Source organism: Streptomyces sp. TLI_171, from assembly GCF_003610255.1.
In the GTDB taxonomy this organism is placed as follows: Bacteria; Actinomycetota; Actinomycetes; order Streptomycetales; family Streptomycetaceae; genus Kitasatospora.
Genome location: NZ_RAPS01000003.1, coordinates 58,381 through 71,517, shown reverse-complemented (window position 1 = coordinate 71,517; position 13,137 = coordinate 58,381). Strand labels below are relative to the sequence as shown.

Genomic DNA, 13,137 nt, shown 5'->3' with positions numbered 1-13,137 from the left:
CGGGAGCGCCCCAGAGCGCTTCGGACGCGCCGTGGGCGGTTTCGGAGACGCCCGCCAGTCCCAAGCGGAACCTGTTGATGGGCACGCTGTCGGTGCTGGCCGCCGGCGGCGGCGGCCTGGTCGGCGCCATCGGCTTCGCGATGAGTTACGACACGCTGCGCCACGTCGCCCAGCGCGACTGGGGCTTCTCCGAGGGCCTCGCACACTGGTTCCCGGTCGGCGTCGACGCCTCCATCGTGGCGTTCCTGGCGCTGGACCTCTACATGATCCGGAAGGGAACGCCCTGGTCGGCGCTGCGTCTGGCCGCGCACGTGATGACCGCCGCGACGATCTGGTTCAACGCCGCGGCCGAGGGCTCGATCCTGGACAACCCGGTCAGGGCGGTCGCCCACGGCGTCATGCCCGCCCTGTTCGTCGTCGGTGTCGAGGCGGCCCGCCGCCTGGTCATCCGCAAGGCGAAGTTGGAGGCGGGCACCGCCTCCGACGGGATTCCGCCGCAGCGGTGGGTGCTGTCTCCCCTCAAGTCCGGGCGGATGTTTCGGCGGATGCGCCTGTACGACGTGCGCTCCTACCCGGAGATGGTCCGCCGTGACCAGGAGCTCATCGCGTATGAGCTGTGGCTCAAGCGCAAGTACGGCGGTGACCTGGGCGCGGCCAAAGAGGACGAGCTGCTGCCGATGAAGATGGCGCCGTACGGCTACACCGTCGCCCAGGCGTTGGCGATGCCCGCCGACCAGGAGCGGGCCGCCGAGGAGCGGGCGGAGGAGGCCGAGCGCCGGCACCGCGAGGCGGATACGCGCCGCAGGATCGCCGAGAAGCGGGCCGCGGCCGAGGCGCTGCGCGCGGAGGGCGATCTGGAGAAGGTGAAGGCCGAGGTCGAGGGTGAGACCGGGCAGGCCCGCGCCCACGCGAAGGCGCAGGTCACTGCCGCCGAGCGGGCCGCTCAGGCCGAGGAGGCGGCGCTGGAGACGGCGCTGGTCGCCGAGGCGAGGGCCCGTACTGCCGCCGCCGAACGCCAAGAGGCCCTTGAGCGGGAGGACGCGGCGGCCGCGGACCTGCGGGCGGCCGAGCTGGCGGGGCGCGCCGCCGAGGAGCGTCGCAAGGCTGAGGAAGCCGATCGGATCGCCGCCGCCGAGGACCAGGCCGTCGAGACGGCGACCGTCGCCGCGGCCCGCCAGAGCGCCGCCGAAGCGGACCGGCTCGCTGCCGAAAACGAGGTGGCTGCCGCCGAAGCGCGGAGGGCTGCTGCCGAAATCCGGCGCCTCGCGGCCCAGGAGGTCGAGGAGCGGGAGTCGCTGCTCGCCTCCGCGGAGCTGGCCAAGGTGGCTGCCGCCGAAGCGCAGAGGGTTGCTGCCGAAACGCGGCTCGCCGCTGCCGAAATCGAGCGGCGCGCAGTCGAAGCGGAGGACCGGGCGAAGTTGACGCCGCGTCAGCGAGCGGTGCGCAAGGTCGCCCGCATGGTGCTGGTGCACGCCGGCGGGGACCCCGATGCGCTGCCGCTGGCCGCGATCCAGCGCGAGATGGAGGTCTCCTCGCCCGCCACCGCTTCCGAGTACCGGCAGGAGGCGGCGCAGCTGCTCGCCGAGGGCTACCAGCCCTGAGCGGCTCCGCTGCCGAGCAGCGGCCTCTCCGGTGGTCACCAGGACGCTCACATCGCCCTGGTGACCGCCGAAGGCGCCGAAGCGCCGAGCATCACCCTAGACCCGGACATCCGGCCGGAGCCCGGGTCGGCACCGCACAGTCCAGGCCGCGGCCACGCCGTGCCCGAACCCCCTGGAGGAACCCCATGACGACCCCCGACGACCGTGCGCGGCTCAGGTACACGGCCCAGAACCCGGAAGAGTTCGCCGCGTACACCGCCAACCTCGTGCGTCACCTGAGCGACCTGCGCACCTCCCTGGCCCTGCTCGGCCAGGAGACCAGCCAGGTGCTGCGGGAGACGACGGTCGCAGGCGACCGGCGCTTCGACGCCCGCCTGCGGGCCCTGCCCGTCGAGCGCCAGCTGGCCAAGAGCATCCGCAGCCTGGAGGCGGCCGCCAGGGCCCTGGAGCGCTCGGCCCTGCGGCGCATCGCCCACGACCGGCGCGTCGAAGCACTGCCCGAACAGCGCGCCGCGAAAGCCCTGGAAAAGACCAACAGCAAGAAGAAGCCGAATTCCGCGCCGACCGACCAGAATTCCGTGAACTCCCCCAGGATGGGGGAAACGGGCTACACTGAACCCCGCAGCATCTTCGACCTGAAGCGGCCGGCATGACGCGGCCGCTGACCTCCCGCGAAAGAGCCGCGGAAAACCGGCGCGAGTTCTACAGCGCCAGCGAAACGGCGGCGATCCAGTCACGTGGCGAGGGAAAAGGCGGCGCGGAGAACTGGCTGCGCCGCCTGCGCAAGGAGCTGGTGGAGGAGGACCGGGCCGGGCGCGGCGAGGTCTGGGACGGCTTCTCCCTGGTGTGCCGACTGTTCCTGACGGCCCTGCAGCAACGCGCGAAGGGCGACCCGACGATCTGGAACGACACGCTGCGCTACGCGCACGACGTCACCACCCGCCACCCCCCGATGTGACCTTGCGTCACCACTGAGGCCCCGGCGGAGCGTCGGCGGGGCCTCGCGCGTGCGTATCGCGTGCACCCGTGCACGCGTGCACGCGTGCACGAGGCCCCCACTGTCTGTCAAATCCGCGAGAGGAGCAGGTGTGCCCGACGACAGCGACCGGACCGAGCCCGAGGGGAGGGTGATCAGCCTTCCGCGCTCCGGCGAGGCGTACGTGCCTCCGCCGGCGGCCCGCTACGCGGACGCCGCGCGCGGCGCCGCGGACACCACGGCGAGGGCGCCGGAAATCCCCGCCGCTCCCCAGCCACCCGAACCGGCCGCATTCCGGGCGGAGCCGATTCCCGCCCCGGCCGGCACGGCGAGCGAATACGAGGAAAGCGAAACCGAATACGACGAATCGGAATACGGTGAATACTCGGAGCGCCGGACTTTCGCCGAGGTCATTTCCGAATGGCTGCAGCACCTGGTGGATTCCGCGCGGCAGAACCGGGACGAGAACGCAGCTTTCCGGGAGGCCCAGGTCGCGGACAAAGTCGCCCGCCTGAACGCGGAGACCGAACGGGAGATGGGCCTGCTGGCCCAGCACAACGAGCTGCGCAAGGCCCAGCTGGGCGCGCGCGCCGCCCATGCTTCGGCGGCCGCGGGCGGCAAGGGACCGGGCAGCGCGAACGCGGGCCACTGGTCCGGCCCGGGACCCGCCAACCGCGGGTCCTCGGGCGGCCCGGGAAGCGGCCCGCTGGGCGGCCGCAGCTCCGGAAGCGGTGGCGGCCGTGACGGGGGCGGCGCGCACCACCGCCCGGGGGAGCGGCACTCCGAAGGCCACCGGCAGACGCCCAAGGGGCCCTCTGCGCCCTTCGGGCCACGCGGCCAGTCTCAGGGAGCGGGAGGCGGTCTGACGGGCCGCCAGAACCACTCTGGCGGCTCCCACGGCTCAGGCGGTCCGGGCCCGTCCGGGAAGTCGGGGCCGTCCGGTGGCGCAGGCGCAGCCCGCGGCGGTTCGAGCGGTGGTGAGCGCCCCCGTACGTGGTCCGGGGCCGCCGCCGAGCGTTCCCAGGCTCGCCAGGAGCGGAGGGCGGCGCGGCAGAGCGCCGACCTGGCCGACCGCACCAAGGACCGGGACTCCGGCCGCGCGCACCGCGAGCGTGTCCGCGACGACGACTACGCCCGAAAGCAGCGGCGCAAGAAGCTGGCGGAGGAGTCCGGGTCGAGTCGCGTGGATCTGGCCCGCGCGCTGCTGGAGGGGTGGAGGCGCAAGGCGGAAGCGAAGCTCGACGAGGCGTCGTCGAAGCCCGAGGACGCGCCCTCGAAGCCCGAGGAGTCGGGCCCGAAATCGGAGGAGGCGTTCCCGAAATCCGAGGGTGTGGACCCGAAACCCGGCACGGCGGGTCCGGAGGCGGACCTGACGAAGGACAAGGACCGCCGCACGGTGCCGGGGGCCGACCCCGAAACCGGGACCGGGTCGGGGCCGGAGACGGGCGACGCGGCCGAAACCGGAGCCGACGACGCGTTCGGCGGAGCGAAGACCGGGGACGGCTGGACGGAGTTCCTGCGGACGCTGCACGACACGAACCGGGCCGACAAGGAGACGGACGGCGGCGCCGGGACGGGAGACGGCTGGCGGGAGTTCCTGCGAAACGTCTCCGACCAGCACCCGCCCGGCCCCGGTCCGGACCCGGAGCCGGAGACGGTGTCCGCCGGCAACCCGGACATGGCTCCCCGCCGCCCGGCGGAGAGCGAAGACGACGTCCCCGACGCGGAGATCGTGGTGCCCGAACTGACCGCCAAGGGGTCCGCCGCGGCGGACCCCGCCCCCGAGTCCCACTCCGAGCAACCCGGCGCCGTCCGGACCGCCGGCGCTGCGGGCGCCGGGCCGCTGCCCGGCAGGCCCTGGAGCTCGGCCAGTCAGCGCATGGCCCGCGAGCACCAGACCGAGGTGACGTTCAGCGAGTTCCTGATCACGATGGCCAACATCAAGGTCAACTCCGCCCAGGACGCCGAGAAGGTCCAGAACGCGGTGGACAACCTCACCGTCTGGGCGCACCGCTTGAAGCGCATGTGCGCCGAGCTCGGCGGCAGCCACAACCTCGACCGCAAGGTGATCCGGCTCCTGGACGCCCTGGCCGCGATGTCCGAAAGCACCGCGGTGAACGCGGACCGCCTGGCCCGCGCCGTCCACACCGCCGCACAGAAAGCCGAGGAAACCGCGAAAGACGTCGCGCGGATCTACCAGGAAGACCTCGACGCCATGCGCGAAGGCGGCGTGGAGCAGGCGTCCGCAGCCGTCCACCACCACGAGTGACCCACTACCGAGCCGACAGGAGGGACGGTCAATGAGTGACCAGACCAACAGCCTGCCCGCCGTACCCGGGACCAAGACGGCCTCCGTGTACTCCGGAAGGGGGCGCCCGCCCCGGAGCGTTACGCACGACAGCGGCAACGACTTCGAGGCCGTGCAGCACACGCTGAAGGTCTTCAGCGCGGCGATGCAGAAGGCCGTCCAAGACCTGGAGGGCCTGGACACGAAGTCCCGCAGGACCGCTGACGAGGCGTCCGCGCTGGCCGTCAACCTCGCCGACGCCGAGGTCGACGGCCAGTTCGTGGACATGACCCAAGACGTGGCCAAGGAGCAGAACCGGGCCGCCACGGCCGTCCGCCAGATGCTCGAGACCGCCCAGCAGGCCGCGAACGCCGCCGTCGCCGTGCAACGTGCTCACGCCCGCATGTACGGGCCGCTCCACCACGTCCGCAAGGGCCGCAAACACCGCACCCCCAAGCCCGGTTTCTTCCAGTAGCACCGCGAAGAACCGGGAAATCCACCACCGCCACCCAGGGGCGGGCTCGCACACGGCGGGCCCGCCCCTTCCACTCTCTCGACAAGGAGTACGCCAGTGGCCGCCATCGTGACGAGGCTGGAGCGCACCGTGTACCTGGCCGCCGCGCCCGTCCTGGGCATGGCGGCCAGCCTCCCCCCGCACCACCCGCTCGGCGTCGCCGTCGCCACCGTCGAAGGCGTGGGTGTCGCCGCCGCCCTCGCCGTCGTCGCGGCCCGGGCCAGGCGCGAGGGCCTGTGGCTGGTGCGCCTGTCTCCCCTGCTGACGGCGGGGGTTGTTGACCTCGCCGCCCGCAACATCTCCGGCTGGCACTGGGACGCCGCCATGGCCGGCGGCTGGGGGCTGCTGTTCTGCGCGGTCGCGCCGCTCTCCAAGACCCTGCGCCGCAACCGGCCCGCCGTCGCCGCCGCGCCGGAGGCCAAGGCGCTGACCGCGCCGCCGCCTGCACCGGCCCGGGATGTGGAGGTGCTGGACCCGTTGGACGCCACCGACCGGTTCAGCGCGGACGTGCGGGCACTGTGGCGCAGCGCCGGCGGCGCGGGACACACCCACGTCGCCGCCGCCCACCCCCACGTCGGCAAGCCGCACGACCTCACCATGCTGCTGCGCTCCAGCGAGCGCGGCCGCCCGATCGGCGGCGGCCTGACCCGGGCCGCGGTCGCCGCGGCGTTCGCCGTCAACGAGAGCGACGTGGTGCTCCTGGAGGCCACGGCGATGGCCGGGCGCCAGAGCGGCCCCGGCTGGCGGGAGGTCCAGGTGATCCCCGACGAGCGCAAGCGCCGGCGCACCAGCCCCACCGAAGCCGAGCGGTGGGAGGACCAGGTCGCGTCGAACGCGATCCCCGGCTCCCGGTTCATCGGCAAGCGCCGCGACGAGGACCGGCAGGTGAGCTACTGGATCGCCGAACTGCCCGACTCCGCGGGCGAGCCCCGCATCGACCCCGTCGCCCTGGCCCGGGCCATGGGAGCCAGCCACGACGACGGCCGGGTGTTCGCCACCGTCGACGGCCGGCGCGTCCTGGTGGCGGTGTGGGACGACTCTCCGCTCAGCAAGGTCTACCCGGCCACCCGCGCCCTCCTCACCCCGGACGAGAACGGCTGGTGGACCACCGGCTACCTCGCCAACGGCCAGCCCGCGCTCAACCGCGTCTACACCGACCGCGGCGCGGCCCACGTCCTGGTCGTCGCCCCGTCCGGCGGCGGCAAGACCCAACTGATGGCGCTGGTGATGGCCGCCTACAGCAACTTCGGCGCCGTGCTGTGGCTGGGCACCGAAGCCCCGGACGAGAAGACGCCGCTGCTGGGCGCACACTGCGCCCGCTACGGCGTCGGCGCGCTGTACATGCTGCGTCAACTGCGGGCGCTGATCGCGCTGATGGAGATTCGCGGCACCATGGCCTGGTCCGACGGCAAGATCCACGATTGGGACCCGAAGCTGCCCGGCTGCCCCTACCGGCCGCTGGAATGCTTCCAGGACGAGTTCCTGTCGGCGGCCGCCGACCCGGACTATGGAGACGAGATCTCCGCACTCGCCCAAGAGGTGTCCGTCAAGGGCCGCAAGTACGGCATCGGCGAGGTCATCGCCGGCCAGTCCGCGCAGGTCCAGCACGGATTCCCGTCGCTGATGCTGAAGAACATCCGCGAGAACGGCATCCCCGTCCTCCTCAAGCTCGCACCGGGCGACATCACCTCCACGTTCAAGGATCTGGGCGTGGCGCTGGAGTACATCCCGGACGCGCTGCCTCGCTCGTTCTCCAGGGAGGCGGGAGGCCGCATCGAGCGGATCCTGGCCGGCGAGGCCGAGCCGCCCAGCGACTCCAACACGGGCGGAGTCGGCTGGACCGTTCCCGGGCGCAAGCCCGAGGTCCTGCGCACGTTGTTCGCAGACTTCGGGAAGGGCATCGACGACCTGTTCTCCGCCGAGGTCTACGACCTCACCGCACACGAAACCCGCGAACTCGAGGCCCGCAGCCTGTTGTTCGACTGGTCCCTGCCTCCGCAGCCCGGCGAGTTCGGCGACGACCCCGACGACGAAGACGAGGAGCCCGCCCCGAAGCGCGGTGGCAAGACCGCGGGCCGCAGCACCATCACAACCGTCGACCAGGCCCTCGCAGCCATCCGGCGCTGACGGCCAAACCCAGGGCCGGGGCGCAGCAGAAGCCCGCGCCCGCCCCGGCCATCCCCGCCCCCCCATTCACCCGGCCCCGGACGGGCCGAGAACGGAGCACACCGTGACCACCACCGAGTTCAGCACTGAGGAGGGCGCCGCCGTCGCGGACGAGGACCTGACCGAGGTCACCCTCACCCTCGTCACCGACGACGGCTCCGACTACCGCGACCTGCGGGACCTGACCGCCAAGCAGCTCACCGATCTGCTCCTCGCGTTCGACACCGGCGAGGTCGACGAGGACCTTCCGGACGAAGAGGACCGGTTTCGCGAGATGACACTGCAGTACGCACCCGCCGAATACGGCGGCCGCCTCTGGGAGGAGACCCGGCACTTCACCGACGACGCCGCCGCCAGGCTACTGAGGACATTCGAGGACGGCGCGCCGGTCTGACCGGTGCGCTCTGCTGTCCATCAGCGCCCGATGCCCCTCTCGGTGCTCGCGGCTCTGGCGGACGGCACGGCGCACCGGCTCGGCCCTACCGGCGCGGCCGGCAGCCCTGACGCCCGTTCTGGCTCTCAGCCAGCGATGCGCAGCGTGCCGTCGTCGAGTACCCACGCGTCGAGGATCTGGTTGCCGACGATCACGCCCGTCACCCGTACCGACAGCGACTCGTCCAAGTCCTCGATCCACAGGACGCCGTCGTCGTCGGTGAACGCGTTCCAGATCGTCCCGTCCTCGTCGATCACCGCGTCGAACTCGATCACCCGTGGCGACGAATCCCAAAGCCAGCCCACAGCAACTCCCCTCCAGTACGCACCAGCATGCCGCCCGGCAGCCCGGCCGGCAGGAGTTCGACCGATCAGCCCCGCCGAGGGCAGGGTCCCGCCTTCATCTCCCGCGACCCGCCACCGGCGTCCGTACCCGGGCACGGCAGCACCTGTCGCGCCCAAGAACGGCCCACCTCCGCTCACCCGCAGCCCCCTCAAGGAGCAGAAATGACCCCTGACCTTGGCAGCAGCCATCCCGTCGACTCGCCGGCCGTGATCCTCCTGGAGCGCGGCTACGCGACGACGACCATGGACGGGCAGCTCGTCGCCGTGCCGCTGAATCCGGACAGCGGCGACGCCACGTGCGTGCCCGCAATCGTGGACGGCCAGGCCACCGCCGTACCGGTCTTCGACGTCTCCGGCCACCTGGACGCCATGGGCAAGCGGCTGGCCGAGCGGCGCGAGCCTGCCGCCGCGAACCTCTCCCCCGCCCCTGCCCCGGTGGTCGGCGCGGCCGTCGAGCAGGGACTGCCGCTGGCGGTGCGCCAGTACCTCCTGTACGGCTCGATCGCCTCGCTGGCCGCGGGCGGCGCGGTGTGGATGCTGGGCGCAGCCGTCGCCACCGTCGCCCCACACGCAGACGAACTCGGCGACCTCCTCAAATGGTGCGCAATCCTCGTCGGCCTGGTGATGCTTGGGGCGGCGGCCCTCCTCGGCAAGCTCCGTTCCCTAACCGCCGGAACCGCGACCGCCGGTACGGCGGCCAGCGGCGACGGTGCCAGCGCCACCGGCACTGTCCTGGCCCTGGTCCACCGTCAGCACACCACCACCATCGGCCGCCAGAGCGCCGGGTGGCGCGGCTCGATCACCAACAACACCGGCTGACCACCTCGCCCCGGGCCCGCCCCACGCCCGCCCCGCCGACCCCGGCCGGGCGGGCGCCGCGCGTCCCGGGACGTCACCGGCCACCCGGCCACCACCCCGCCCGATCGATGATCCGGAGGAATCCCCGTGAGCGTCACCGTGACCGTCACCGCCGACCCGTCCGACCCCGACTCGGTCGGCACCGCCGTCACCACCGCCATCACCCGCGCCGTGCAGCACGCCGGCGACAGCCGCCTGCCGGTCGACCGCCTCGCGCCCTGGCGGATCAGCGGCACCCCGTACAGCGCCGCCCGCCTCACCGTCGGCGACCTGGCCCAGCTGCTGGTCGGCTTGCCGGAGCGGCTGCCCGTGCTGCTCGCCGTCCCCGAAGGGGACTGCCTCGACAGCCGCCCGGTGCGCTCCGCCTCCTGGGACGGCGCGCTCGTCCTGCACACCACTTCGACCTCGCCCGGCCCGGACACCCTGCCCCTCGACCTGCCCCGTGCCGCGCCCGACATCGCGGCCGCCGCCGAGCGCGCTGAGACGGACGGCCTCACCGCCGGTGACCTCGCCCAGGTGCTCGCCGACCTGCCCGCGTACGCGCCCGCGATGGCCGTCGTCGAGGGCTGGGACGGCGTCGACGAGCTGGTCCTCGAGTACGCCGCGGACTACGGCACCTGCCTGCTCATGGAGACCGAATACCCCGCCTGCAGCGCGTACGAGGCCGACGGCGAGGACTGATCGTCACGCCCCTTGCGGGCCCGCCCCGCGAGCACTTCATTCACCGGCGGATGATGGCGATTCCTGAAAACGGCCACCCCGGACTCGGGCGCTGGCCAGACCTGCTCACCTTGGTTCCCCACCTGCGGGCGGTTGACCTGGGGGAACGCCAGACCTCTGGGGCCGCCCGGCAGTCAGACCGCTCCAGGGCCGGCCTGGCCGGTCCAGGGTGGGCGGAGCCCATCGCGTCAGCGATGCCGAAGGCGCCCTTGACGGGCCAGGCCGGGCCGAACACTCACCGGACGGGCGGCCCCGCGGCCCTCGCTCGCCAAGCCTCCCCACTCGCTTCAAGGCTCAACGAGCTGGGGAATCGGGAGCAGCCCTGGCCGTTTCCGGAGATTCTCATCACGGAACGGAAGGCCGCGGCGAGAGCAGGGCCAGAACGCGGTCACACCGCATGTTCTGCCGCCATCTATGGAGAGCGACGCCGCACCACAAGGCACACCACCACGTGTGTCTGCCCCGCAAGCCCATTGGCTCCTGCGTCCCGTACAGCGAGCCGACCCACGACGAGCGCGAGCAGCTCGCCGCCCTCACTGCCTGACCCGCACTCACCGACCCGAGAGGCAGCCCGATGAAGCTGCGCCTGCCCGTCCAGCACATGACCGCCGCCGTGACCCACACCGCCCGCGCCATCGCCGCCCGCCCCGTGGTGCCGGTGATGGCCGGCATCCTGATCCGCACCGCCCCCGACGGCCTCCACCTGGCCGCCTGCGACTACGAGGTCTACGCCACCGACCGCGTCAACGCGGAGATCGTCGACGACGGACGCATCCTGGTCCCCGGCAGGCTGCTTCACGACATCTGCGGCCGCCTGCCCAAGGGCGCCGACGTCGACCTGGAGGCCGATGACACGCGGCTGACTCTGACCTGCCGCGCCGCCCGCTTCACCCTTCCGCTGCTCCCCGTCGACGAGTACCCGTCGCTGCCCGCCCTGCCGCCCGCCGTCGCCACCGTCAACGGCGAATCCTGGGCGGAGGCCGTCGCGCAGGTCGCCTTCACCGCGAGCACCGAGGCCACCCTTCCCGTCCTCTCCGGCGTCCGCGTCACCCTGAACGGCGACCAGCTCGCGATGGTCGCCACCAACCGCTACCGCATCGGCCACCGCACCCTGACCGTCCATCCGGCCACCGGCCGGGAGCACCCCGAGCCGCTGGAAGCGCTGATCCCTGCGAAGGTCTTCGGCGACCTGGCCCGGGCCTACGACACCGACCGGCCGCTCACCCTCCACCACGGCAACGACCTGTGGGGATGGTCCAGCACCGACTCCACCTTCATGACCCGCACCCTGGCCGGCGAATTTCCCAACGCCATCGCCATGGTCCCCCCGGCCGACGGCACCGTCTCCGCGCCGGCCGCCGAACTGACCGCCACAGTGCAGCGCGTCGCCACCGCCAACACCCCCGTCCTGCTGACCGTCGACCGCAGCCTGCTGCGCATCGAGGCCGGCTCCGGCGACGACGCCCGGGGCCGCGACCTGGTCGAGGTGACCGTCGACGGTCTCCCCGACGGCTACCAGATCGCTTTCAACCCCGGCTTCCTCTCCGAAGGCATCAAGGCCTGCGGCGCGACCGAGGTCGTCCTGCACCTCGGCGACCGCCACAAGCCGGCCACGATCACCGCACGCACCAGCAGCAACGACCTGGACATCGCCGAACAGCCCTACCGCTACGTCGTCATGCCCGTACGGCTCTCCGGCTCCTGACCGACACGACCCCGGCCCGGCCACGCACGACGCGGCCGGGCCCTCACGTCCCTCCACGTCACCGACCGAGTGGAGGTGAACCCTGGCTGCCCCCGGGCGGCCGTGATCCTGCGACCCGACCCGTCCTGAGAGCAGCTCCCTCCCCACCGATCCGGCGCCTTGCCGCCCTGCCCATTCGAAGGGATCCGCCGTGAGCCTCCGCGACCTGCTGGACCTGCTCCGCCCAACCGCTCCGCGCTACCCGGCCGGCTCCGACGACCGTGAGGCGGACCTGCCGAGCATCTACCTGCCCGAACCGCCCGCCCCCGACCCGGACCCGGACCCGGACGACCAGTGGTGCACCTGGCCGAACGAGGTCAACCCCGACCTCCTACAGGCCATGGACGACGCCGAAGCCCCCCACCACGCCGTCTGGCAGCGAATCGACAACCCGCAGGCCCCGTAGCCAAGCCCGACACCGCCACCGACTGACCCAAAGACCCGACCCGAAACAGGAACCCACCGTGAACCAGTCTCACCAGCCCGAACCCACCACCGGCTCCGACGAGCGACGCCCCAGCACCCTGCGCGAGGCCGCCGCCCGCTGGCTGAACCACCTCACCGCCCCCGGCGGCCGACTCGACAAGGTGCGCCGCGACCTGGTGGCCGCCGTAGAGGACTGGGACGACGCCGAACGCTGGGTGCGCGTCCTCGCCTACCTCATCGCGTTCGCCACCGCCGCCCTGGTCCTCGGCACCGCCGGCGGCATCCTCCTGCAGGCCGCGGCCGCCGTCGTCGGCGCGGTCCACCTGCCCGATCACATCCCCGGCGACGGCCTGGCGGCCACCATCACCAACCCCGTCCACTCCTACCTCGCCGCCCACCTGCCCGAGCCGCTCGACACGGCCACCGCCTACGGCCTGTGGAAGACCTTCGGCCTGGCCACCGCCGTCGTCGCCGCCGTCTCCCAGGCCGCCACCTGGCGCGCGGCGTGGGTCTGCTGGTCGGCCGCCACCCTCGCCATGGTCTGGATCGCCACCCCCGAACCGGGCCGCACCGTCGCCGCCGGCATCACCGCCGCCGCCCTCACCGCCGCCTCAGCCCTCGCCCTGCGCGGCCTGTCCTTCTCGCTGCGCCCGCTGGTAGTCAGCCGCACCGAGGTCCACCCGCAGATCGTCGTCCAGGCCCCCGAGACCCTCAGCCCGATCGGGCCCGGCAGCCCGATCGATCACCGCAGCTGACCCGCAACCACCCACAGGCGGCGGCCGCACCGGCCGCCGCCCTACGACCATCTGAGAGGCAGTCACCTTGGCGCTCGCGACATCCCGCGACCAACAGCTCGCCGCCCTCTACGAGAAGCACCAGGCCCTGTCGACCACCGTCGCCGGTCTCACTCCCGGCAGTCCCGCCGCCCTCAGCCTCCAGGCCAAGGCCTACACGATCTGGGCCCAGAACCAGCAGCTGGAGAGCACCCGCAGCCTCGCCCCCACGCTCGTCCTGATCGTCCTCGGCATCACCGCCCTCGGCGTGGTGCGCCTGCTGTCCGGGCACTGA

At 72.7% G+C, this 13,137-nt stretch carries 14 protein-coding genes; 13 read left to right on the top strand and 1 reads right to left on the bottom strand.

What is annotated here, in order from left to right:
* The first annotated feature begins 77 nt into the window (after positions 1-77).
* From BX266_RS37535 to BX266_RS37505, 7 genes are all read left to right on the top strand, one after another.
* A complete protein-coding gene (locus tag BX266_RS37535) occupies positions 78-1,601 on the top strand; it encodes a DUF2637 domain-containing protein (RefSeq protein ID WP_259465242.1) in 1,524 nt (507 codons plus the stop codon).
* A gap of 185 nt (positions 1,602-1,786) precedes the next feature.
* Positions 1,787-2,254, top strand: coding sequence for a hypothetical protein (locus BX266_RS37530; RefSeq protein WP_099908823.1), 468 nt, complete (start codon positions 1,787-1,789; stop codon positions 2,252-2,254).
* Entirely contained in the window at positions 2,251-2,559 is a 309-nt protein-coding gene (locus BX266_RS37525; protein ID WP_099908822.1) for a hypothetical protein, read from the top strand. Before BX266_RS37530 ends, BX266_RS37525 begins: the two co-directional genes overlap by 4 nt.
* Before the next feature lie 130 nt (positions 2,560-2,689).
* On the top strand, positions 2,690-4,846 hold the full coding sequence (locus BX266_RS37520; protein ID WP_099908821.1) for a hypothetical protein: 2,157 nt from the start codon (positions 2,690-2,692) through the stop codon (positions 4,844-4,846).
* A gap of 31 nt (positions 4,847-4,877) precedes the next feature.
* Positions 4,878-5,339 (top strand): conjugal transfer protein TraB, encoded by a 462-nt coding sequence (locus BX266_RS37515; RefSeq protein ID WP_099908820.1) that lies wholly within the window; start codon positions 4,878-4,880, stop codon positions 5,337-5,339.
* Between the two features lie 96 nt (positions 5,340-5,435).
* Entirely contained in the window at positions 5,436-7,505 is a 2,070-nt protein-coding gene (locus BX266_RS37510) for a chromosome segregation protein ParM (RefSeq protein WP_099908819.1), read from the top strand.
* Between the two features lie 103 nt (positions 7,506-7,608).
* Positions 7,609-7,938: a hypothetical protein gene (locus BX266_RS37505; protein ID WP_099908818.1), complete on the top strand. Its 330-nt coding sequence runs from the start codon at positions 7,609-7,611 to the stop codon at positions 7,936-7,938.
* A 125-nt stretch (positions 7,939-8,063) separates the two neighbouring features.
* Here the strand turns inward: BX266_RS37505 and BX266_RS37500 are convergent, their stop codons facing one another.
* Positions 8,064-8,252: a hypothetical protein gene (locus tag BX266_RS37500; protein ID WP_099908817.1), complete on the bottom strand. Its 189-nt coding sequence runs from the start codon at positions 8,250-8,252 to the stop codon at positions 8,064-8,066.
* A gap of 231 nt (positions 8,253-8,483) precedes the next feature.
* On the opposite strand from BX266_RS37500, the gene BX266_RS37495 reads away from it, so the two are divergent.
* From BX266_RS37495 to BX266_RS37470, 6 genes are all read left to right on the top strand, one after another.
* On the top strand, positions 8,484-9,140 hold the full coding sequence (locus BX266_RS37495) for a hypothetical protein (RefSeq protein WP_099908816.1): 657 nt from the start codon (positions 8,484-8,486) through the stop codon (positions 9,138-9,140).
* A gap of 126 nt (positions 9,141-9,266) precedes the next feature.
* Entirely contained in the window at positions 9,267-9,860 is a 594-nt protein-coding gene (locus BX266_RS37490; protein WP_099908815.1) for a hypothetical protein, read from the top strand.
* Between the two features lie 613 nt (positions 9,861-10,473).
* Positions 10,474-11,604: a DNA polymerase III subunit beta gene (gene dnaN / locus BX266_RS37485; protein WP_099908814.1), complete on the top strand. Its 1,131-nt coding sequence runs from the start codon at positions 10,474-10,476 to the stop codon at positions 11,602-11,604.
* Positions 11,605-11,794: 190 nt separating this feature from the next.
* Complete coding sequence (locus BX266_RS37480) at positions 11,795-12,049, top strand: hypothetical protein (protein ID WP_099908813.1); 255 nt, start codon at positions 11,795-11,797, stop codon at positions 12,047-12,049.
* 58 nt (positions 12,050-12,107) lie between these two features.
* Positions 12,108-12,824 carry a hypothetical protein gene (locus BX266_RS37475; protein WP_099908812.1) on the top strand — a complete coding sequence of 239 codons (717 nt, stop codon included), beginning with the start codon at positions 12,108-12,110 and terminating at the stop codon, positions 12,822-12,824.
* 67 nt (positions 12,825-12,891) lie between these two features.
* Complete coding sequence (locus tag BX266_RS37470) at positions 12,892-13,137, top strand: hypothetical protein (RefSeq protein WP_099908811.1); 246 nt, start codon at positions 12,892-12,894, stop codon at positions 13,135-13,137.

Excerpts from the sequence above, each read along its gene's own strand:
- BX266_RS37530 (WP_099908823.1), top strand. The coding sequence starts at position 1,787 with ATGACGACCCCCGACGACCGTGCGCGGCTCAGGTACACGGCCCAGAAC.
- BX266_RS37515 (WP_099908820.1), top strand. The coding sequence starts at position 4,878 with ATGAGTGACCAGACCAACAGCCTGCCCGCCGTACCCGGGACCAAGACG.
- BX266_RS37495 (WP_099908816.1), top strand. The coding sequence starts at position 8,484 with ATGACCCCTGACCTTGGCAGCAGCCATCCCGTCGACTCGCCGGCCGTG.
- BX266_RS37525 (WP_099908822.1), top strand. The coding sequence starts at position 2,251 with ATGACGCGGCCGCTGACCTCCCGCGAAAGAGCCGCGGAAAACCGGCGC.
- BX266_RS37535 (WP_259465242.1), top strand. The coding sequence starts at position 78 with ATGGGCACGCTGTCGGTGCTGGCCGCCGGCGGCGGCGGCCTGGTCGGC.
- dnaN (WP_099908814.1), top strand. The coding sequence starts at position 10,474 with ATGAAGCTGCGCCTGCCCGTCCAGCACATGACCGCCGCCGTGACCCAC.